The following is a 23,241-nucleotide window of genomic DNA, read 5'->3' on the forward strand; positions in this document are numbered from 1 at the left end:
GGAATCCAGGAGATTCCGAGAAGGGCTGACCAATGAAATTACAGACTTGTCTGATGTTGATATTATATAGTGCAGCTGTTATCGGGCTGGGAGGTTGTAACAACCAAAGCACATTCGAGCGAACCCAGGTGGAAGGCGTAGTGACTTTGAATGGCAACCCGGTGGAACAGGGGGTCATCACATTTATCCCTGCCGGCAAAGGGGCTTCTGCTGGAGCGAAAATTGAATCGGGAAAATTTGCCATTCCTAAGGAAACTGGCCCCAGCCCGGGAGAGTATAAAGTGGAAATTGATTCCAGTATTCCTACCGGCAAACAGATTCTGGATACCGATGGTGAAACAATGGTTACCGAATATGAAAACGGCATCCCTCCCCGCTTCAACAGGCAAACGGAACTGACAGTCACGCTCAAAGAGGGCAATAATCAACAGCTTTTCGATCTGGAAACCAAATAGAGAATCGCCTGCTCCACTCTGGCATCTCTCAATTTATCCCCTGGGACGCCCGACTCAGGTTAGTTTTTCCAATCAAACATACATTGAATGCCCCTATCGTTTATAATGAAAAAGTCAGAGCAGACACAGCTCACGTGTACGAGCTATTACTTCTCACTCCAGAGAGATAGAAAAAACAGATGATTGTTCTTCCTCCATTCTTTGTTTCCCGACTCTTTTGCCTGGCTCTCTTTCTGACAATTACTGTCTCAGCAACGCGCGCTGCACCTGATTTTAAAGAACAGGTCGCCCCGATCCTGCAGCAGCACTGCATTCGCTGTCATAACGACAGCACAAAGGATGGCGGTCTCTCGCTGGAAACTAAGCAGGGGGCACTGGCAGGCGGAGAAAATGGACGCATCCTGACCCCCGGCGTCGCGGAGGAAAGCCTACTCCTCGATTATGTCATCGGTCCCGAACCGGAAATGCCCAAAAAGGGGGAACCGCTCAACGAAACGGAAATTGGAATACTTCGCAACTGGATCAAAGCTGGTGCCGTCTGGCCTGCGGAGCATCGAATTCAGGAAGCCCAGCTCAATGACCATGACTGGTGGTCCTTTCGACCGTTATCACAACCGGCTCTGCCTGAGTTGCCCGACAAAGAACAAAAGCAGGTCCGCACCCCCGTCGACGCGTTCCTGCTGGCCCGTCTGCGTGAAAAGGGACTCACGTTTTCCCCACCCGCCGACCGCCGTACGCTGATCCGCCGTATCTATTTCGATCTGATCGGACTGCCTCCCACACCTGAAGAGATTGAACAGTTTGTCAATGATCCCGATCCTCGTGCCTATGAGTTACTCGTCGACCGACTGCTGGCTTCTCCCCGTTACGGGGAGCGCTGGGCGCGGCACTGGCTGGATGTGGTTCATTACGCGGACACACATGGCTACGACAAAGACAAACTCCGCGAGAATGCCTGGCCTTATCGCGATTATGTCATCCGTTCTCTGAATGAAGACAGACCTTATGCACAATTCATACAACAGCAATTGGCCGGTGATGTCCTCAGGCCCCACTCGCCTGACGGCGTACCTGCGACTGGATTCATTGTCGCAGGCCCTTTCGACTGGGTCGGCCAGATTGAAATCAACGAAAAACTGATCGAGAAAAAGATCACCCGCAATCTCGATCGCGACGACATGGTCGCCACCGTTATGAATAGCACGGTCAGTCTGACGGTCCAGTGCGCCCGCTGCCACAATCACAAGTTCGATCCAATTTCTCAGGAAGACTACTATGGCCTGCAGGCCGTCTTCGCCGGCATCGACCGGGCCGAGCGCAGCTATGACGGGGATCCCGAAACCGCCCGACGACGTAACAGTCTGCTGGCGGAACAGGCTCGCGCTCAGCAGCAACTTCAGGATCTCGACACACTGATCATAAAACGGGGTGGCACCGACCTGACGCGTCTCGAAGCAGAGCTCAAGCAGGCCATGAAAGCAAAGCAGGGGCAGGACGTTGAATATGGATATCACAGCCAGATTGATAAGTCAGATAAGACTCCCAAATGGGTGCAACTCAATTTCAAACAACCGTTGACCGTCGACAAAATCACTCTGATCCCCGCCTTCGACAACTACAACAACATCGGAGCCGGCTTCGGTTTTCCCCGACGCTTCAAACTGGAAATCTCGGAGACCAGTGACTTCAAGTCGCCAATCGTCATCGCCGATCATACACAACAGGATTTCCCCAACCCAAAATCCCGCCACATTGACATTGATCTCAAACCGCAGAAAATTCAATATCTGAGAATGACGGCGACCAAACTCGCCCCTCGCTCCAACGATTTCATCTTCGCTTTGGGGGAAATTCAGGTCCTCGCTCCGGGAGACCAGAATCTGGCCGGACAAGCACAGGTTACCTCGCTGGATTCCATTGAAATCACTCCGCGCTGGGCTCGCAAAAACCTGATCGATAACAAATATTATCAGAGCCTCGAATTCTATTCCGACCTGGCTAAACTGAAACAGAGACGGGATGACCTCCTGGCCAGCTTGTCGTCTGCGGAAGAAAAAAAGTCGCTACAAAACTGGTCCGGTAAAGTCAAATGGGCTCAGTCGCAGCTTGAGAAACTTCCCAAACCACAAAAAGTCTTTGCAGCGGCCACCGATTTCCCTGCGAAAGGAAATTTCCGACCGACGGCAGGCCAGCCGCGCCCCGTGTATCTCTTGAGCCGAGGCAATGAAAAAGCACCGATTCGGGAAGTCGCGGCTTCCGCCCCGAACCTGATCGACGGCCTCAACGGTGATTTGCATCTGGAAGATCCAGACAGCGAAGGGGCCCGCCGCCTGTCACTGGCGAACTGGATCATCAGCCCCCGCAACCCGCTCACCTGGCGCTCGATTGTGAATCGTGCCTGGCTCTATCATTTCGGTAAAGCGATCGTCGAGACGCCGAATGACTTTGGCAAAATGGGCGCCAAACCCACGCATCCCGAGCTGCTCGATTACCTGGCCAGCCGCTTCCGCGATGAAGGCCAGTCGCTCAAAGACCTCCATCGACTCATCGTCTTGAGCACCGCCTATCAACAGACATCGCGCAGCAATCCAAAAGGAGCCGAGATCGACGGCGATAACCGTCTGCTCTGGCGGATGAACCGTCGCAAACTGGAAGCAGAAGCCATCCGCGATTCCGTCCTGCAAATCAGCGGGAAGCTGAATCTCAATATGTATGGACCCGGTGATCGACTCTTTGTACTGGAGAAGCCGCAGCATTCCCCTCACTATCTCTATAAGAAATATGATCCAGCGAAAGCAGAAACGCATCGTCGCTCTATCTATCGCTTCATCGTTCGTTCGGTCCCCGATCCGTTTATGGAATCCCTGGATTGTGCGGACCCTTCACAGCTCACTCCTAAACGTATCGAAACCTTAACCGCACTCCAGGCTCTCTCTCTTTTGAATGACCAGTTTATGATCAGTATGTCCCTGTTTTTTGCAGAGAACATCGAGGCACAGTCAGCTGACTTGACGACGCAAATCAACCAGGCGTTTCAAACGGCGCTCGGTAGATCACCTGAGCCGGATGAACTGAAAATACTAAAGACCATCGGCGAGCAGCATGGACTGAAAAATGTCTGTCGTCTGGTTTTGAACAGCAACGAATTTATCTTTATCGATTAATCAAGCAGAAAGTGATCTTATGGATCGTCGAGAGTTTCTGATGTCAGCCGGCGGTGGCCTGGGGGGAATTGCCCTGGCTTCGCTGCTGCAAAACGATCAATTGCTGGCGCGCCCTCAGTCCAGCACTCAGACTCTGCATCACCCGCCAAAAGCAAAGCGGGTTGTCCAGCTTTATATGTCTGGTGCCGCCAGTCAGTGTGACACGTTCGACTTTAAACCCCAGTTGATCAAAGACAACGGCAACGACTGGGATCCCGGCGAACAGGTGCAACTCTTTCAGTCTTCACCAGGTAAAACCATGCAGGCTCCCTGGAAGTGGAAACAGTATGGTCAATCGGGGAAGTGGTTGAACGAATGCGTCGCACCCCTGGGAGACTGCGTGGACGATATGGCATTCATTCATAACATGGTCAGCAAGTCGAACGTGCACGGCCCGGCAACATTCATGCAGGCCACCGGATTCATTCTGCCCGGCTTTCCCGGCATGGGCGCCTGGATCAGTTACGGACTCGGCAGCATGACCGATAACCTGCCCACATTTGTCGTACTGCCCGACCCGCGTGGCTTTGCTCCTAACGGTGCTGCCAACTGGTCAGCTGGTTTTCTGCCCGCCAGTAATCAGGGGACAATGATCCGCCCGAATTCTAAAACTCCCATCTCCAATTTATTCCCCCCTGAGAATGACTTCATTTCCAGCCAGAGCGACCGTAACGTACTGGCTGCACTGAAACAGTTAAACAGGAAACATGAGCAGCAACGCGGCGGAGATTCGCGCCTGAATGCACGGATTCAATCCTATGAACTCGCCGCCAAAATGCAGTTACAGGCACCTGAAGTTCTCGACCTTTCAGGTGAAACGAAAAGTACGCTCCAGATGTACGGTCTGGATTCCGTCGATTTCGAAGTTCAGGAAGGCATCAGCGAAGCAGCAGAGATCGCGTATTTCGGCAGAAACTGTCTGGTCGCCCGCCGTATGCTGGAGCAGGGAGTCCGGTTCGTGCAGATCTGGTCCGGAGCAGACAATGGTCACCCCCGCCGCAACTGGGATTCGCACGAAGATATCAAACGCGATCACTGGCCTTTAGGGCGGGGCATGTCCATCGGAGCCGCCGCGTTAATTAAAGACCTCAAACAACGCGGCATGCTCGACGATACCATTATTCTCTGGACAACAGAATTTGGCAGAATGCCCTGCAGTCAAGGCAGTAAAGGTCGTGACCACAATCCGTTTGTCTTCAGCAACTGGCTGGCAGGGGGTGGTATCAAAGGGGGCACAACTTATGGTGAATCGGATCAATGGTCATTCAAACCCGCCGACCCTGCCAATCCCACGATGTGCTATGACGTGCACGCCACCATCCTGCATCAGTTGGGCATTGATCATGAAAAACTGACCTTTCGGCATAACGGCATTGATCGGCGTCTGACCGATGTTCACGGTCATGTGATCAAAGACATCCTTTCATAACAGGCCCGGGCAATCGCGATTGCTGCACTTCTCCCAGTCAACAAAAAACGAGTGACTGGTTCAGAACCAGCCACTCGCCTTTTACATTATTGACAGTGAAATAGGAGCTTCGAGATTATTCGAAGTTACCTTTCGTCAACTGAGCATCCAGCCAGGGACCGGAGAAGCACTCGGAAGGACGCAGTTCTACTGTACCATCTGTGTATCCTGATCCAGTACCGGAAGCTGGGAAACCAGGATTCAGGAAGCCATCTCCATTGAGGTCGACGATTGCTTTCACACTTCCATCAGCCATCAGGACGTTGCAAATCTTGTTTCGGCCACGACCGTGCCATGCAAACCAGTCACGTGAATCCTGTAACCACAGATTACCGTCAGCACCAGGAATACCAGTTCGGTTCGGGTCAGGTAGTTCAGCAGGTGTGGCGTTGACCACATTGGTACCAGCTGGCATCAGAGCGACTTTAGTTCCATCCCAAGTACCGGGACCATCATTGAATGACTCGGCCAGACGTTCGCCCTCATCGAGAAAACCGGGAATCGAGTCAGACAGAACAGCTTCGCCTACATCACCAGGAGCTCCACAACCCATGAAGGAAACAGCAGAAGAAGAAACGCGGGACGAATCCAGACGACGAATTGTCAATGGCCCCAGTGAACCACCAAACCCTTTCAGACCAGATGCAGTGACACCGGCATTAGTTTTTGCACCGGAACGTACCAGATACCAGCTGGATGCGTAGTTCGTTCCATATCCGTCTTCCAGCAGCTTGGCAACTTGAAGAAGTCGAGCTGCTGTTCCTTCAGTACCACTGGTCCAGGTGGCACAGATTCCTTCGCTTAAGCGAGCAACCGGTGCAGAGTCTTTGTTACTGGTGTTAGCAACACCAATCATGTCGTTCAGTTTTTCAGATCCCAGCAGAGTAGATGAGGGACACAGCATCTTCTGAGGAAGACCGGCACCACTGTTAACCATGTCGGCAACCCAGCCCCAGGTGTCAGGACATCCATCACGACGGAAGTCATAAGCACCAGTACAGTAACGACCACTGGGATCGGTGGAAGCAAAAGAGTGCATGGAAAGACCGAACTGACGCAAGTTGCTTTTGCACTGTGAAGACCGTGCAGATTCTCGCGCTGAGAAGACTGCTGGAATCAGCAGAGCGGCTAGTAAAGCGATGATCGAGATCACCACCAGAAGTTCAATCAGAGTAAAACCTGATCGTTTCGTGTTATGAGCACGTAATTTTTGCATTGTGTTTCCTGTTTTTTAAAAAGATGTTTGACAGTTACGCGAACAATGAAGGCTTAAAACATTTAAATTTGATTTTGAAAGAAACAGGCTATCCCCATCAGCTTGGCACTGAATGTATGAAACTAAACTGCTCCCCCCTCTTAATTCCTGTAGACTCACTCACTTCGAATTCGATTTGCAATTTGCATCTGAAAAACACTTTGCCGGCTGAATTTCTCAGATGGGCATACGGTATCGTGCTACTGTGAAGTTTTTTCTTCCCGTTAAGTTAAGAAGAGATGAATAATGCGTAGCAAAATTGATCAAAACGGGCCATTTGTTAACGTTTGATAAATATACAGTTAGGTTTCTGCAGGGAGCTTCATAAAAATGTGTTGTGTTTCAACCAGCTTCAGAGAGACAAAACTTGAATTTCCTTGATCAAAGTCCGTATAATTGCAGTTGAGATATCAGGAGTCTGGTTCAAAAGATCGGTTCCTAAGTCACCTGCTCAAAAAGTGTTAGAACCACAACGAGCTACCCCCACTTTGAGGAAAGTGGCGGACCGGTATTCACTCGTGTTTGATTTTGAGATTGAGAAATCATTCCGACACACAGAAAAACCGGGTTTGCAGCCTGCCTGACCTGACTTCATGTTTTGTCAAAGCCGCCTCGTTTTTTTCCTGTAACGGTTCTGATTTCTGATCTTTCTGTATAGACCGAAAGAGAAGCCAATGATCGCCCGAACGATCAGCCTGTTTGCAGTTTTCAATGTCGCTATCACATGCATTCTGTTTCAAAACGTGGATGCGGAAACGCCGTCTTCTGCTGATCAGAGTCTCGACTTTGCGACCGACATTCGTCCTTTACTTTCCGATGCCTGTTTCTCATGTCACGGCCCTGATCCGGAACATCGCGAAGCAGAACTCAGGCTCGATTTGAAAGAAGCAGTCTTTGCAAAGCACAATGGCCAGGCACTGATCGTACCGGGCAAACCCGCTGAGAGCCTGATCTATCAACGCATGACAGCCGCTGACGAAAGCGAACGCATGCCGCCCGTTGATACGGGAAAAATACTATCCAAATCTGACCTCGCAAAAATTCGAAAATGGATCGAAGACGGCGCTCCCTGGGCTTCGCACTGGGCTTTTCAAACACCAGTTAAACCAGCGCTTCCTGAAGTCAGGCAACCAGAATTGATTCAAAACCCGATTGATGCTTTCGTACTGGATAAACTGGAACAGCAACCACTGTCTTTCTCAGCACCCGCTGACCGAACGACGCTCCTGCGACGCTTGAGTCTGGACCTGATCGGCCTGCCCCCGCGCATCGAAGAGATTGATGCTTTCCTTGCAGACAAAAACTCTGATGCATACCAGAATCAGGTGGCACGTCTGCTTGCCTCACCCCATTACGGAGAACGCTGGGGAAGACTCTGGCTTGATGCGGCCCGCTATGCCGATTCCAACGGCTATGAAAAAGATGCGCCCCGCGAAGTCTGGCTCTATCGTGACTGGGTGATTGATGCCTTAAATCAGAATATGCCCTACGATCAGTTTGTTATAGAACAGATCGCCGGTGATCTGCTTCCGCAGGCAACACAAGATCAGAAAATTGCCACCGGTTTCATGCGCAATTCCATGCTCAATGAAGAAGGGGGCATCGACCCTGAAGAATTTCGCATGGCCGCCATGTTCGACCGTATGGACACCATTGGAAAAAGTGTTCTCGGTTTGACGCTGCAATGCAGCCAATGCCATACCCATAAATACGATCCGTTAACTCATGAAAATTATTATCAGATTTTTGCCTGTATTAATAACTCGTATGAGGCCAGTATGCGAGGTTATACAGACGAAGAACAGCAGCAGCGGGAAAAACTGTTAACCGAAATCAAGTCCCTCGAACAGTCGCTTAAAAACTCGGTGTCCGACTGGCCTCAACGTATGGCTGCATGGGAAAAACAGGTACAGCAGAACCAGCCGGTCTGGCATGTAATGAAACTGAAAAATATCGACAGTAATTCCCAGCGTTACTTTGAACAACCCGATCATTCCATGCTGGCACAAGGTTATGCGCCGTCCCGGTTCACTTCGAATTTTGAAGCCGAAGTCGATGCCGTCGATATCACCGCCATCCGACTTGAACTGTTAAACCACCCCAATCTACCGGCAGGAGGCCCCGGTCGCGCCACATCCGGTCTGTGTGCGTTAACCGACATCAAACTCACCGTTGAGAATGCAAAAGATCTTCAACAGAAATCCAACATCAAATTCACGGAAGCCACTGCCGATTTCAGTAATCCGCGTCTGCAATTGCAATATCCTTACGAAGACAAAAAAGGAGTCCGCGGCTTTACCGGGCCAGTCAGTTATGCGATTGACGGCGACAACTCGACAGCCTGGGGAATCGATGGCGGACCGGGACGACAGAACCAGCCCCATGAAGCAGTCTTTCGCGCTGAAAAACCATTCGGTTACCCACAGGGCAGTAAACTAAAAATCGGTCTCGTGCAAATGCATGGTGGCTGGAACAGTGACAACAATCAAACGATGAATCTCGGTCGCTTCCGCATATCATGGAGCAACAGTCAAAATGCGCAGGCGGATTTCCTTCCTGATCAGGTCAGAGAAATTCTGGCAATTCCCGATGCGGAACGCACACCCCGTCAGCAAGACGAAATCTTCAGCTACTGGCGGACGACGGTCCCTGAATGGAAAAAAGAAAATCAGCGAATTGAAGCAATCTGGAAACAGCATCCGGAAGGCACCACTCAGCTGGTTTATCAGGAACGTCCGCAGCCCCGTCAAACCCATCTGCTGGATCGTGGCGACTTCCTCAAACAAAAGCAGGTGGTGCAGCCAGGCGTGCCCGGTTTTCTGAACTCACTCCCGACAGATGTCCCTGTGGACCGCTTGACATTTGCCCGCTGGCTTGTCGATCGTGAATCACCGACAACGGCCCGCGCCATAGTAAACCGGGTGTGGCAGGCCTACTTCGGTCAGGGAATCGTCTCAACCAGTGAAGACCTGGGCTCTCAAGGAGCGGCGCCCACGCATCGAAAGCTGCTGGACTGGCTGGCAGTCTGGTTCATGGAGGAGGGCTGGGACCTGAAAAAACTACACACCCTGATTGTCACCTCCCGGACCTATCAACAGTCATCCCGCGTCAGTCCCGAATTGATTACGAAAGATCCGTATAACCGCCTGCTGGCACGGGGCCCGCGCTATCGCGTCGATGCGGAAATCGTCCGTGATATCGCCTTGCAGGCCAGTGGACTGCTGCATCCCGAAATCGGCGGCCCCTCTGTGTATCCGCCGGCTCCCGCCTTCCTGTTTGATAAACCGGCCAGTTATGGACCTAAAACATGGAATGTAAATGAAGACGCCGAACGTTACCGCCGCGCTATTTATACGTTCCGTTTCCGCTCGGTTCCCTACCCCATGCTCCAGGCATTTGATGCACCGAACGGTGATATTTCAACCGTGAAACGCACTCGCTCCAATACACCGCTGCAGGCTTTGACCACACTCAATGAAACCCTGTTCATGGAGTGTGCTGTTGGACTTGCAGAGACAATACTCTCATCCAAATCAGATTCTGATGAATCACGGATCGAAATGGCGTTCCGACGCTGTGTTTCTCGTTTTCCCGCTGCAGAAGAAAAACAGGTACTGACACGTTTCCTGAATAGACAGCGCGACTACTTCAACAAACATCCGGAAGAAGCAACACAGATTTCTGATCAGAAACAGGCCAAAGATTCTATCACGGATTTTGCTGCATGGGTCGCCTTATCTCGGGTGCTGCTCAATATGGATGAGACGATCACAAAAGAATAACCAACTATCGAATCAACGAGTGAACTTGAACAGGTGACACTGATGAAAAACTTAAATCACCCGGCACACCCCATTGCCCGCCGCTGGTTTCTAGAACAATGTGGAGTCGGTCTCGGCGCGATCGCCGTCAATCAACTGCTCCAGGAATCCGGTTATGCTGCCAGTTCAAAAGCTGATGAAGGTCAGAATCCACTGGCACCACATCAACCCCACCATCCTCCCAAGGCGAAAAATATCATTTTTCTGTTTATGGGCGGGGGGCCCAGCCACCTGGAACTGTTCGATAATAAACCAGTGCTGGGCAAGTTTGATGGCCAATTGCCACCCGAAGATCTGTTGAATGGATATCGTGCCGCGTTTATCAATCCGAATTCCAAATTCCTCGGACCTAAATTTAAATTTGCAAAGCATGGGGAATGTGGGGCAGAAGTTTCTGAAATCCTGCCTCATCTGGCAGAAGTCGTTGATGAAATCGCCATCGTAAAAAGCATGAAAACTGATGCCTTCAATCATGCCCCCGCCCAGATTCAGGCCCTCACCGGGTCCCAGTTATTCGGCAAACCCAGCCTGGGAGCCTGGACCATCTATGGCCTGGGTAGCGAATCGAAAAACCTACCCGGTTTTGTCGTCTTCAGTTCAGGAAACAAAGGCCCTAGTGGCGGCAGTTCCTGCTGGGGAAGTGGCTTTCTGCCTACCACGCATCAAGGTGTCATGTTCCGTGGGGGACAGGAACCGGTACTTTACCTGCAGAATCCTCCCGGAGTCTCTGCACAACTGCAACGTGATTCGCTGAATACAATCAAGGCTTTGAACCAGAATCACCTCGACCAGGTCGGCGACCCTGAGATTGCTACTCGGATCAATTCTTTTGAGATGGCATATCGCATGCAGTCCAGTGCCCCTGATGTCATGGACCTGGGTCAGGAAACCAAAGAAACACTCGCTCTGTATGGTGCAGAGCCAGGCAAAACCTCATTCGCAAATAATTGCCTGCTGGCACGCCGACTGGTGGAACGGGGGGTTCGATGCGTGCAGCTGTTTCATGAATCCTGGGATCAGCATGGCGGACTGGTGAGTGGATTAAAAAGTAACTGTAAAGCCACCGATCAGGCTTCTGCTGCTTTAATCAAAGACCTCAAGCAACGTGGTTTGTTACAGGACACACTTGTTGTCTGGGGGGGAGAATTCGGTCGCACACCCATGGTACAGGGGGGCAATGATGGTCGCGATCATCACCCCAATGCATTTACCATGTGGCTGGCCGGTGGCGGGATCAAAGGGGGAACCACCATTGGTGGTTCGGATGATTTCGGTTTCAATGTGATCGAAGATGAAGTCCCCGTCTACGATCTGCATGCCACGATATTACATCTGCTGGGACTGAATCCGGATCGACTCTCGTTCCGTTTCCAGGGATTGGATCAAAAACTGATCGGAGTCAATCCCGCGAAAATCGTCACAAAAATCCTGGCTTGATATAACAGAAAAACCCCTTGCCAAAACTGACAAGGGGTTTTCTGTTTTGATTCATTTGAACTCGGTTCAGGCAGCAATTTCCTGCTCGTAGAGTCGAGCTGGTGCATTGTTCAACCGGTTCAGATAACCGTTGTGCTGCTGATCGAACAGACGCTGCAATCCATCATCCAGCATCGGCATCGAAATGCTGAGTGACCGTCGAATTTTACGTGTATGCAATGACGTTTCGCCGTTCGCAAAACCCGTAGTGCGTTCATTGAGTACTGTCGCTCGAGGAAGTACCGGCACAGTCAGGCCGAATGTGACAGCCAGACGCTGCACAAATTCGATCGGGCTGATACGTTCGCCGCCAGCCACGTGGAAGGTCCCCGTCAATCGTTCCTGATAGGCGTGTTCGATGATCGCTGCCAGATCCGTTGCCAGCAAAGGTGTGGCATGCCGATAACAGTCCTGCTCGGAAAATGACCCGTTTTCCAGAGACTGCACCAGACTTTCAATCTGCCCCTGACCGTAAGCGGCAGGGGTCCAGCCAAACACATTGGTTCGAATAATCAGTGCGTTATCACACAGGCTGACTTCCCGTTCAACGGCACGCAGTACTTCTGCCTGCTGGCTTTCACACAGCCCCGAACATTCCTCTTCATGGAACATCCAGGGACCTGTAAATACAGCATCAGATGAAATATGCGTAAAGCGGGCTGAATGCAGCTCAGCGGCATTCACCCAGTTGCGCGCTGCGAGCACGGGATCCTTTGTTAAAAACTTCTCAGGATCGACATTCCAGGCGGAATTTGCGGCAACGCCACAATAGACTACCCAGTTAGGACGAACCATCGACAGCCAGTGCTCGGCTGATTCGACATCGTCTTCCTGATAAGTATGAGTTTCACATCCCTGGATGGAAACTGGTGAAGCTGAAGTTAATCCGACAACCCGATATCGACTGGATAAGCAGGTTGCAATATTTGCTCCGGCAACCGTATCAAGTCCAATAACCAGAACTGTTTCCACGCCGCGCCTCCATGCTTAGACGTTGTTGTTATATCAGTCAGTAAAAGTTTTGTTCGTTAAACTCTTGCTCAGAACAAAACTATTTGACATCTCAGTAGTTCTACGATAGTTGCACTCGCAAACCAATCCATTTGTTTCGCGAGGGGCGGATTATAGATGGCATTACTGATTTTCACCAACCCCAATTTTAAAGAGAAATTCATGGTGCCAGTTCCACCACTTTCTTGCATTTCAATTTGAGGGTTCAAGTGCAGAAAACGTTACCCCTTTCAAGAATCCAGTCGACATGCCTGACTCTTCCGGAAGGTAAATCCACCCCCATTTTGATTCCAACGAAAAAATCTTTTTTCAAAAAACAGATTGGAAATTGAAAAAAGATTAAAGGTTTGCCACATTTTTATTTCATTTCGTTCTTTCGTATTGACCTGATTTTGGAAAAGCAATATCTTCCCGCCTCACATTAGTGATCTCTGCGCCTGTTCTATAGGCTGGTCACTCACCTCCCACATTGATTACCCATCAATTGATTCACACATAACACTTCGATTTGATACTGCAGTGATTTCTTTCCGAGGAAACGAATTCACTCAGCCCCATACCATTTCTTATAAAGACTTTTGAAACCATGTCCGTCTCGCGTCATTTACCGGATTATCCGATCCTGCTGGCTGGAGTTTCGACTCCTGTCGTAAAAGGAATGCGCGAGATGGGACTCTCGGTAACAGAACTCCAGGACGATCTGACATATTTAACGGGATATCAGTCATCCCGCTGGAATCTGCTGCTGGTTGGATCTCAAAAATGCTTCAATGAACAGGAGTTGCAGACTCTCTCTCTCTGCAGGATCCCCATCATTGACCTGGCGGAATTCAATAACAAGACAGGCATTGGCCGCACGATTCCGGAAATGAGTAAAAAAGCCAACACCGGAGTCGAACAGTTCAACTCACAGTTTGCGGTTCAACTGAAAACGCGCATTCAACAGTCGGGAGGCGCCTGGATCCGTCTGGGAGATTATCCTTATCCCTACCAGGGTGTCATCTGCTATGCCGAATCCGCTCTCGGAAATGATTTTCGCGAATACTCAAATGTGATGAGTCCTTTAACTGTGTCGCTGGATTTGCTGCATTGCAAATCGGAAGCGGAATGGCAAACTGAATCAAATTCAGAAACTCAGAGAAAACTGCGTGTGGAATTGATCAGCAGATACCGTCAGGGATTGCCGGTTTCGTTATCGTCTGTTTCCTCGCGACTCGAAATGACTCAATTATTTCAAGACATTCACCTCGATCGGAAACAGATGCCTCTGGTCTGGGTAACTTCACTCGATACATTCTTTCGCTGGTGGAAACTGAGAAGTGAATTCTCAGTCAGTATCAACCGACTTTCCACCGGCTGGGAAACGATTATCTCCGGAAATTTTGAAGGCTTCAGCCCTGCGCTGCAGATCTGGAGAAGCCAGCATTCAGCCACGGTAGCTTTATACCGGGGAGTGAATGAAATCAGAGATGATGCAACCGCGTTCGCGAATAATCCCGAACGTCATCCCGGAGGATTTAGTGCACATTGGGCAGGAGTCTGTTCCAGCCTGATTCCATTTGACTTCAAAAATTTTGCAGCAGCAGCTGCTTCGTAAAAACTGATTTTCCCCATGAAAGCTTGATTTCAGCGATAGAATATTTCTCTCGCTATTTTGTAGAAGAAAAGGATTGAACTCATGAAACGTTTCGGAATTACGATGCTGGGTCTCGCGTTGATCGCACTGACAACAGGTTGCCAGTGTGGAAGATATGGCTCATGTGGCAGCTGTAATTACGGTCCCACAATGGCGCCCTTTAGTGGTGGCGGTGGTGGCTGTTCAACCGGTAACTGCGGTGTTGGTGCTCCTACTTATGCACCTCAGGGAGCATACAACACTTACGACACGTATCAGTCAACTGCAAGTGCTCCTGTGATTCAGGGAAGTGTACCAACGACTGCTTACGCACCATTGGATCCGCTGCCGATGTATTAACAGCCACCGGGAATTCACTACTCCCGGGCGCTCTATCAGCTCGGCCTGGTTCAGGCCGACAGGCAGGTGAAATTGCGCCCTGTATTGATCCGGGTCCGCGCGGAACAAAATACTGCAACAAACCGATTGTTCGCAGAGATATGGATTGTATCTACAGTTCAGCCTTGATATACAGGTACTAATGTTATCCATATTCCATGCTGCGCATGCCTTGCGGGTGGAGTGATGGTCTTTGGTTTCAAGAACTTCGTCTGTATATCATACCCCGCCGGGTATCTGTTATTATGCCTGCTTTGCAAATTATCAATTATCCGCATCCGGCACTCCGCTGGAAATCCAAACCCGTTAAAAGTATCACACCCCAGTTACGTGATATTGTGCGGAGCATGTTTGATCTCATGTACGAAGCACGTGGGATCGGCCTGGCTGCCAATCAGGTCGCGCTCCCCTACCGCCTGTTTGTGATCAATCTCACTTCGGACCCCAATGAACCAGAAGAAGAATTTGTGTTCATTAATCCGGAGATTACGAAACGCAAAGGGACCGCCGAAGGTGAAGAAGGCTGCTTGAGTCTACCTCAGGTTTATGGCGATGTGAAACGATCCGAAGAGATCACAGTTGAAGCTTACGATCTGGAAGGCCAGTTGTTTGAAATCACACTGGATGACCTCGCAGCGCGTGCCGTGCAACACGAACACGATCATATTGAAGGCATCATGTTTCCAGACCGCATGGTCGAGGCCAAACGCAATGAAATCGATGTTTTGATTGCCGACTTTGAAGCAGAATTTCGCCATAAACAAGAAGCGGGAGAGTACCCGTCTGATGAAGAAATTCGCAAACAACTGGCGCAACTCGAACAGCAACTGGGCTGAGAAAATCAACCTCCGCTCTAGCTGCAGATTGGAGAGTTTTCAGCTCTGATCTCAACAGTGGACCAGCCTGATTTTACCGGTTCAATTTCATATACAAAACGGTCGGCTATGAGGAGACACCGCAGTGGCATTAAAAGTGGTCATGATGGGAACCGGTACTTTCGCCCTCCCCGCCTTTCAGGCACTCATCGATTCGAAACATGACGTTCTGGGACTGTATACACAGCCTGATCGCACAGGTCGGGGACATCATCGACATAAAAATCCGATGAAAGAACTCGCGCTGGAACATGAGATCCCCGTTTTCCAGCCTGCGAAAATCAATACACCTGATTCACTGGAGGAACTCGGCCAGTTGAAAGCCGATGTCCTGCTCGTCGCCGCTTACGGGCAGATCCTCTCACAAAAGCTGCTGGATCTGCCTCGCCTGGGGGCATTTAATTTGCATGCCTCACTTCTGCCCGCCTATCGGGGGGCTGCCCCCATTCTCTATGCGATTCGCAATGGAGAGACGAAAACTGGTGTCTCCCTGTTTCGGATTGAACGCACTCTCGATTCCGGTCCTGTCGCAGCAATGGTCGAAACTCCCATCGCTCCGAAAGAAACGACCGGCATATTACAGGATCGACTGGCAGATCTGGCGGCCCCCCTGGCAATGAATGTGCTTGATCAAATTGAGCAGGGAACACTCGTCGAAACCCCGCAGGATCATTCCGCAGCCACATTCGCCCCCACACTCGACAAACAGGAAGGCGCCATCGACTGGGGTCAGTCCGCCGCGCAGATTGCCTGCCATGTACGGGCTATGCAACCCTGGCCCAGTCCGTTCTCGTTTCTGCTGCAACCTGGCCAGGCCCCCTTAAGATTACTGATTCTGGATGTCGAAAAACTCTCTTTAGAAATACAGGATTCGCTGGAAATCGAACCTCAATTGCTGAGTGCGACGCCAGGAACGGTTGTTATCAGTGACACAAAACGTGTTGTCATTCGCACAGGTGAGGGGCTGCTGGAACTCCATCAAATTCAGCCCCAGGGGAAACGCGCCATGGAAATCAGCCAGTTTTTGTGTGGTAAACAGATCAGACCCGGAGATGTCTTTGGTAACCCGCCCCCAGAAGGTGACTAACGTACATATATTTTATCTAAAACAGACAGTTCACTCTTGCTGCGTTTTAGGTATTCTGAGATGATTCCGCCCCTGAACTGAGGCGAAGCAGTTTTAAGAAACACAAGGAAGTGAATCAGATGCGCCGAATCATCGCGGCATTGATCTTCATGCTCATAGGAGCGGGAGGCATGTATGCTGCCTTTGAATATCATGTTGTCCAATCCAGGGAAGGCTGGCTCTTTATCCCCAAGTCTCAAGTGGGCCTGCAGGATACTTACGCCGACATCCGCAAATGGCAGGCGACCACCTGGAAGAGCCATCCGCAACTGGCGCAGTCGCTGATCCAGAATGGAAAAGGAAATCTCATTATCCAATCGGCGTCGAACGGTAGTATCTTCAACGGACTGTTTCAAAGTTCAGAGAAAAAACGCTCTGCTGCCCGGCAGGCGGCTCCTGATCATCGCTATAAATAATATCGTTTGACTTTATGTTAAACTTCTTTCAGTGCCTCATGAGATATAACAACCAATCGTGAAATCAGAAAACCCAGTCAGTCAGGACAAGACTTCAGACATGATGTCGCGAGTCACATTCAAAGCAGTTGCTTTGAATGTCTGTGTATTGTCTTGCCTGCTGCTTTCTCCCGGTTGTCACTCGGTTGCCAAAAATCAGACCGTCCATCTGCCCGCCCGGCACAGTGTCAGTGCAGAACAGCTGATCGTGCTCAGTGATTTTAAATTAGGTCAGGACCACGAACTCTTTCAGGACCTGATTAAACTGCGCGAAGATGTTGCTGCGACTCTGAATATTCCACTCAACAGCGAGCAGGTCACCGTTTATCTGTTTACGAACCAGGAAGAATACCGCAATTACCTGGACTTAACTTACCCGGGACTACCTCCGCGACGTGCTTACTTTGTTGGTACGCCCAAAGAACTCGCCGTCTATACATTCTGGGGCGATCGCATCCAGGAAGACCTGAGACATGAATTCACGCATGGCCTGTTACATGCCAGCCTGAAGACTGTCCCCCTCTGGCTTGATGAAGGGCTAGCCGAATATTTTGAAGTCGCCGGCAACACACCGGGGCAGGTCAATCGCGATCATGCTTCACGACTCTCCGCCGCGCTGAATAATGGCTGGAAACCTGACATGAAACGGCTGGAACAGCTGGAAAAAGTGTCGCAGATGCAGCGGGTCGACTACCAGGAAGCCTGGGCCTGGGTCCATTTCATGCTGAACAGTACTCCGGAAACCAAAGATACCCTGCTGGAATATCTGGCGGAACTGAAAAGCAACGAAAAACCGGAAGTCTTAAGTGCCCGGCTCCCCCGCAACATTCCCGGCGTCGATGAACGCTTTGTGAATTATGTGGCTTCCCTGAATACGTTTCCGACCAGATAGGCTCTGATCTGATTCCGATTTCCCATGCAGCACCGTCAGTTTCAGCGGGCTCTGGGTTGGGTGTCGCCCCCCCATCCGCTAAGATACAGCAGCAACTGCGTGCTTTGTGATTCTGCCCGACAGGATCTTCTCCCACTGTTAACCGGATCGATGTAATGCTGGCCCGACTGCGCCTTCTGCTGGAATTAGTTCGCTTCAGCCATACTATTTTTGCTCTCCCGTTTGCCCTCTTATCAGCGGTGCTGGCCTGGCGTGGTCAGCAGGTGCGCTGGCAGGAACTGGTGGGAATTCTGCTCTGTATGTTATTCGCCCGTTCTGCAGCCATGGCCTTTAATCGTCTCGTTGACCGTGAGATTGATGCGCAGAATCCCCGTACTCAAGGCCGCCATCTCCCCGCCGGCCTGATCAGTGTTCGCACCGTCACGATTTTTACGATCCTGACCTCGCTGGCATTTATCGCCTCAACACTCCTGTTTCTGCCCAATCGCTGGCCACTTTATCTTTCGATCCCTGTCCTGCTGTTTCTGCTGGGATATTCCTATGCAAAACGGTTCACCATCTTCTGTCATTACTGGCTCTCGACCGCGCTCATGCTCTCTCCCATCGCTGCCTGGATCGCCATTCGTGGCAGCCTGTCTCTGGAACCATTGCTGCTGGGAGCAGTCGTATTTTTCTGGGTCGGCGGGTTTGATATTATCTACGCATGTCAGGATGTTCATTTCGATCAGGAAACCAGACTGTCCAGTATCCCTTCCCGTTGGGGGATCAGAAAAGCGCTGCGATTTGCCATGTTCAGTCATTTCATGACGATCGCCTGCCTGTTCAGCCTCTGGTATGTCGCTGCTTTGGGAATCCCGTTTTTAATTGCAGTCATTGCTGTAGCAGGGCTCTTGATCTATGAACATCTGCTGGTGAATCCGGATGATCTGGGACGTGTCAATCTGGCCTTTTTTCACGTGAACGCTGTCATCAGTATTGGATTGTTCTTTGTGGGATTGATTGACGTCTGGCTCGCATAAGCGGCTCTAAAACGCAATAATAGAAACTAACTTCCATTGAGTGGTCTTCTCAGACCGCCAGGTACCCAATCTGATATCCCCACAGCGAAAAGAATCAACAGTCAGTCTGATGAATCTGAATCAAAACGAACAGGAACAGCTGGATCTCATTACCCGCAAAGTCGACGCGGGAGAACGCATCACCTTTGATGAAGGCGTTTTTCTGGATGAGAAAGTCGACATACTGACACTGGGTGATCTGGCTAATCGGATACGCGAACGCAAAAACGGCAACTTCGCGTTTTATAATACCAACATTCATTTGAATCCCACGAATGTCTGTGTGTATCGCTGCAAGTTCTGTGCGTTCCGCTCCGACTTGAAATCCCCCCGCGGCTACACCTTCACCGATGACATGATCCGCGAACGCGTACAGGAAGCACGCAGCACCGGCGCTACCGAAATTCACGTGGTCGGCGGTCTGCACCATCAGAAAAAATTCGAGTGGTACCTCGATGTCGTCCGTATCATCCACGAAGAATATCCTGAACTGCACATCAAAGCCTGGACTCCCGTGGAAATCAACTGGTTCAGTTTCATGACCAAAAAACCGGTGCGCTGGGTACTGGAACAGATGATGGAAGCAGGTCTCTCCAGTATGCCAGGTGGAGGCGCTGAAATCTTTCATCCCGAAGTTCGCGAGCAGATATGCGAACACAAGGCTGACGCTGAAAGCTGGTTCGAAATTCATCGCGAAGCACATAATCTCGGTCTCCGCAGTAATGCGACCATTCTGTATGGACATTATGAACAGGCGAAGCACCGTGTTGACCACCTCTGTCGCCTGCGGGACCAGCAGGACGAAACGGGGGGCTTTCAGACATTCATCCCGCTGGCATTCCACCCGGAAAACACGGGGATGTCAGAGATTATAAAACCGTCCGGACTGATGGACCTCAGGGTAATAGCCTTGTCCCGGATCATGCTCGATAACTTCGATCACATTAAAGCCTACTGGATCATGCTGGGTGAGAAGACGGCACAAACCGCTTTAAGCTTCGGGGCAGACGATCTGGATGGCACCGTCGTGCATGAACTGATCTACCATGATGCCGGCGCCAAAACACCCGAAGGACTGACGGTCGAACAGTTACACCGACTCATCGAAGAAGCAGGACGTATTCCTGTGGAACGCGATACTCTCTACAGACACATCGTCCGCGATGGTGCCAACTGGAGTGTCGGCGAACCAATCATGGCTTCCGCCGCATCCTGATTTACTTCAAAACGGGAGAATAAGCGACTCATGAGTGATTCTGCCCTTACTGATAACCTGCAGGTCCAGTCATTTGATCACATCACACTGGTGGTCAAAGACCTGGAGGCATCCCGCAAATTCTATGTCGACTTTCTCGGCATGGATCATGTTCCACGACCCGCGTTTACATTCGACGGACACTGGTTTCAGATTGGGAATCAGCAGATCCACCTGATCCTCGAACACGATCAGTCGGGCAGGGCAGGCAATGCCAATCCGGAGCAGAACACGCGAACTCACCATTTTGCTTTTCAAGTCGACGATGCAAAACAGGCATACGCGAAAGCAGTCGAGCAGGGGATTCCGATCGTCTCCCCCCCCAAATCCAGACCAGATGGAGCCACACAAACGTTTCTAAACGATCCGGATGGCCATATTATCGAACTCTGTTCGCTTTCCTGAGCTACTGAATATCGGCATTGTAGCGGTTTTATCGGTCTCGCCCTGCTCGCGGGAGGCATTCGAGACAGGACAGATACTCCAGTCAGAAAATCGACTGGAAATTACACCAGACAATACGCTATACTTAGGACAGCAGAGCTCACACGGGGTCTGATTTATATACTGAAAGTGCAGCTCAGACAGACATCCATAAATCATACAGCTTCAGCATGAGAAGAGAGGGACGGGGATCGCCATGGCGGATGCACCCAAAAAAATGATCATGGGCTCAATGGCCGTATCCGGAATCGTGGCATTACTCGCTCTGGCAGATATTGCCATCGGAATCCCCTTCCGGGGCAGCACCACGATGGACATTATGTTCCTCATTTCTGCTGGCCTGGTCCTGTTCCTCTGCTGGGATGCCTGGAAAGATCTGCGTTAATCTCGCGGATCCAGAATGTCTTCAATCTTCGCAGATTTTGTTTCTTTTGATGCAATATCTGCGGGCTTTACCGCTGCATTCAGTCCCGGGGACTGTCGGCCCTTTTTGGCTGCCAGTTGAATCGCCGCCCCCTGACCTACCGTCAATTCGGTCAGCTGCTCCAGTAAATTACGGATGATTTCTTCAGCAGACACTTTCTCCTGTAGCCAGAATTCCCGTTTCTGTCCCCAGGCTGCATCGCGAACTGCGAGTTGCTCTGCTTCAAACCGCAATTGTTCGCTGCGTTGACGCAGTTGCTCGTCACGTTCCGCCACCCATTCTGAAAGGTCCTGGCGTTCCTGGCGGAATTCATCCCGATGGCGATGAAAGAGTTCCTGGGAATGATCCAGTTCCTGACGTTCGACAGACATCGACTCACGCAACTGTCGATAGTGGGCAGCGAGTGCCTCCCTGGCTTTTTCCAGCCGCTCGCGGGCCGCTTCATCACCTTCCACCTGTGTCAATTGTGCCCAGCCTTCTTCCAAGGCCAGTCGCATTTCCAGCGTGCCGCGGTGTGTCTCTTCCACTTCTGCCCGCAGCGTATCCAGTCGTTCGCGCCTGCGTTCCAGGTTTTCTGCATGTAGAGCCAGCATGTCATGCTGCCGGCGCAGTTCTGCTTTCTGGGCATCCCGCTCTTTCTGCCAGACATCGTATTCACCTGACATTCTCTGCTTCTGATTCTGTTCGTAACGTTCGACAGAACGACGCAGCTCCGCATGCAGTGCACGTTCCTTGGCCAGAGATTGCTCGCGCTGCTGCAACAGATCACGAAAGCGATCCAGTTGCTTCATTCGCAGGATATGAATCCGCTCGTTCTGCTCATGCTGCTGCTGTTGAATCTGCTGCTGGCGCTGAAACTCATGTTGTTCTTTTTCAATCTGCTTTCGCAGACGCAGCAGGTGGTTTTCCTGAAATTTAATCCGGTTCTCGATCAATGTCCGCTTCTGATCAAACTCTTCCTCACGAGCGCCATACTCACGCTGCAAATCTTCCCGTTGAATTTTAAGCTGATGTTCAATCTGCTCGGAACTGATGACAAAGTCCCGCTTGCGAGACTCTAATGCTTCCAGTTCAGACTGTCGCCTGGAATCCCAGTCTGACTGTCGCGTTTTTAGTTCCAGTTCAAACTTTTCTTTTCTTGAAGTCAGTTCGGTTTCTACTTTCCGCACTGCTTCTTCATGAACTTCACGTTCCCGTTTCAGGTGGTTCAGCTCTGTCTGTTTGACACCCTGCCACTCAGCACGGGCATGTTCCAGTTCATTGCTCTGCTCAGACAGTGATTCGAGTACCTGCTCCCGAATCCGTTTCTGTTCGTTAATCAGATTCAGCCGCTCTCGCTCCAGCGATTCCCGCTGTTCCGCAAATTCCCGCAGGATCTGGTCCCGCATTTCTGCGCGTTCCTGCTCCAGTGAGTCCTGGGCTTCGAATACTTTTTCCTGCTCGCGCTGTACGGTTTTTGCCAGTTTTTCGCATTCCACTGCTTTGCGAATCAGTTCCGTTTCTTTTTCACGAACGCTGACTTCCCGTTCGTCGTACTGTTCCTCAATCTGCCCCACCCACATGCGGATTTTGCGACGCTCGTTGTCGATTTCATTCAGCTGACTGGTGAGTGTCTGTTCGCGGCGACTGATCTCAGCAAACTGGGACTTCAGGTAATTGGCGATTTCTCCCGCCTGGGATAACAGCTCGGCACCGGTTAAAGAAGCGCCTGCTTCAGTTGCTCCCTGGGTCTGAGTCTCTGATGCTTGTGCTGCATGCGACAGACTCTCTTCCAACGCTTGCTGTTTCTGATCACTAAAGTAAGAGTTCTCTTCCGAAATCCCTGGTTCAGTGAAAGAATGGGGCGCATCAGCGCGGAGTTCCACTCCGGGAGGACTACTTAGCGGATGTGAGTCGGCTGAGTCACTGGCAGGACGTTTTACGCCTGCAAACGGGGAAGCTGCCTGAGATTTCTGATCGGGCCTGGTTTCTTCGCTCATGCCGGGATTCCTTTCCCTGAAAAGCGTCTC

18 protein-coding genes are annotated in these 23,241 nt (G+C 50.9%); 15 read left to right on the forward strand and 3 right to left on the reverse strand.

What is annotated here, in order from left to right; translation table 11 throughout:
• Positions 1-32: 32 nt before the first annotated feature.
• The 3 genes from Pan161_RS24590 to Pan161_RS24600 all read left to right on the forward strand — a co-directional run bounded on the left by Pan161_RS24590 (position 33) and on the right by Pan161_RS24600 (position 5,087).
• Positions 33-455, forward strand: a complete 423-nt coding sequence (locus Pan161_RS24590) for a hypothetical protein (RefSeq protein ID WP_145231382.1) — start codon at positions 33-35, stop codon at positions 453-455.
• A gap of 179 nt (positions 456-634) precedes the next feature.
• Positions 635-3,619, forward strand: a complete 2,985-nt coding sequence (locus Pan161_RS24595) for a PSD1 and planctomycete cytochrome C domain-containing protein (protein ID WP_145231383.1) — start codon at positions 635-637, stop codon at positions 3,617-3,619.
• A gap of 19 nt (positions 3,620-3,638) precedes the next feature.
• On the forward strand, positions 3,639-5,087 hold the full coding sequence (locus Pan161_RS24600) for a DUF1501 domain-containing protein (protein WP_145231384.1): 1,449 nt from the start codon (positions 3,639-3,641) through the stop codon (positions 5,085-5,087).
• A gap of 115 nt (positions 5,088-5,202) precedes the next feature.
• Here Pan161_RS24600 and Pan161_RS24605 read toward each other — a convergent pair whose 3' ends face one another.
• Positions 5,203-6,342, reverse strand: a complete 1,140-nt coding sequence (locus Pan161_RS24605) for a DUF1559 family PulG-like putative transporter (protein WP_145231385.1) — start codon at positions 6,340-6,342, stop codon at positions 5,203-5,205.
• Between the two features lie 713 nt (positions 6,343-7,055).
• Between Pan161_RS24605 and Pan161_RS24610 the strand changes: the two genes are divergently transcribed.
• Positions 7,056-10,163 carry a PSD1 and planctomycete cytochrome C domain-containing protein gene (locus Pan161_RS24610; RefSeq protein WP_145231386.1) on the forward strand — a complete coding sequence of 1,036 codons (3,108 nt, stop codon included), beginning with the start codon at positions 7,056-7,058 and terminating at the stop codon, positions 10,161-10,163.
• Positions 10,164-10,205: 42 nt separating this feature from the next.
• Positions 10,206-11,639 carry a DUF1501 domain-containing protein gene (locus tag Pan161_RS24615; protein WP_145231387.1) on the forward strand — a complete coding sequence of 478 codons (1,434 nt, stop codon included), beginning with the start codon at positions 10,206-10,208 and terminating at the stop codon, positions 11,637-11,639.
• A gap of 66 nt (positions 11,640-11,705) precedes the next feature.
• Here Pan161_RS24615 and Pan161_RS24620 read toward each other — a convergent pair whose 3' ends face one another.
• Positions 11,706-12,650, reverse strand: coding sequence for a sugar nucleotide-binding protein (locus Pan161_RS24620; RefSeq protein WP_145231388.1), 945 nt, complete (start codon positions 12,648-12,650; stop codon positions 11,706-11,708).
• A gap of 625 nt (positions 12,651-13,275) precedes the next feature.
• Here Pan161_RS24620 and Pan161_RS24625 point away from each other — a divergent pair.
• From Pan161_RS24625 to Pan161_RS24670, 10 genes are all read left to right on the forward strand, one after another.
• On the forward strand, positions 13,276-14,286 hold the full coding sequence (locus tag Pan161_RS24625; protein ID WP_145231389.1) for a hypothetical protein: 1,011 nt from the start codon (positions 13,276-13,278) through the stop codon (positions 14,284-14,286).
• Positions 14,287-14,367: 81 nt separating this feature from the next.
• Positions 14,368-14,664: a hypothetical protein gene (locus tag Pan161_RS24630; RefSeq protein ID WP_002647097.1), complete on the forward strand. Its 297-nt coding sequence runs from the start codon at positions 14,368-14,370 to the stop codon at positions 14,662-14,664.
• A gap of 284 nt (positions 14,665-14,948) precedes the next feature.
• A complete protein-coding gene (gene def / locus Pan161_RS24635) occupies positions 14,949-15,539 on the forward strand; it encodes a peptide deformylase (protein ID WP_145231390.1) in 591 nt (196 codons plus the stop codon).
• Between the two features lie 124 nt (positions 15,540-15,663).
• Positions 15,664-16,665, forward strand: a complete 1,002-nt coding sequence (fmt, locus tag Pan161_RS24640; RefSeq protein WP_145231391.1) for a methionyl-tRNA formyltransferase — start codon at positions 15,664-15,666, stop codon at positions 16,663-16,665.
• A 119-nt stretch (positions 16,666-16,784) separates the two neighbouring features.
• The gene (locus Pan161_RS24645; protein WP_145231392.1) at positions 16,785-17,120 is read left to right on the forward strand and encodes a hypothetical protein; all 336 of its coding nucleotides are present in this window, start codon (positions 16,785-16,787) and stop codon (positions 17,118-17,120) included.
• A 100-nt stretch (positions 17,121-17,220) separates the two neighbouring features.
• The gene (locus Pan161_RS24650; protein WP_232103470.1) at positions 17,221-18,051 is read left to right on the forward strand and encodes a DUF1570 domain-containing protein; all 831 of its coding nucleotides are present in this window, start codon (positions 17,221-17,223) and stop codon (positions 18,049-18,051) included.
• A gap of 155 nt (positions 18,052-18,206) precedes the next feature.
• Positions 18,207-19,070 carry a UbiA-like polyprenyltransferase gene (locus Pan161_RS24655; RefSeq protein WP_145231394.1) on the forward strand — a complete coding sequence of 288 codons (864 nt, stop codon included), beginning with the start codon at positions 18,207-18,209 and terminating at the stop codon, positions 19,068-19,070.
• A 109-nt stretch (positions 19,071-19,179) separates the two neighbouring features.
• The gene (gene mqnE, locus Pan161_RS24660) at positions 19,180-20,325 is read left to right on the forward strand and encodes an aminofutalosine synthase MqnE (protein ID WP_145231395.1); all 1,146 of its coding nucleotides are present in this window, start codon (positions 19,180-19,182) and stop codon (positions 20,323-20,325) included.
• Between the two features lie 30 nt (positions 20,326-20,355).
• Positions 20,356-20,769, forward strand: a complete 414-nt coding sequence (locus Pan161_RS24665; RefSeq protein ID WP_145231396.1) for a VOC family protein — start codon at positions 20,356-20,358, stop codon at positions 20,767-20,769.
• Positions 20,770-21,004: 235 nt separating this feature from the next.
• Positions 21,005-21,193, forward strand: coding sequence for a hypothetical protein (locus Pan161_RS24670; RefSeq protein WP_145231397.1), 189 nt, complete (start codon positions 21,005-21,007; stop codon positions 21,191-21,193).
• Here the strand turns inward: Pan161_RS24670 and Pan161_RS24675 are convergent.
• Positions 21,190-23,211, reverse strand: a complete 2,022-nt coding sequence (locus tag Pan161_RS24675; RefSeq protein ID WP_145231398.1) for a coiled-coil domain-containing protein — start codon at positions 23,209-23,211, stop codon at positions 21,190-21,192. The genes Pan161_RS24670 and Pan161_RS24675 overlap by 4 nt on opposite strands.
• Between the last annotated feature and the right edge of the window lie 30 nt (positions 23,212-23,241).

The organism is Gimesia algae (genome assembly GCF_007746795.1).
GTDB classification, from domain to species: Bacteria; Planctomycetota; Planctomycetia; order Planctomycetales; family Planctomycetaceae; genus Gimesia; species Gimesia algae.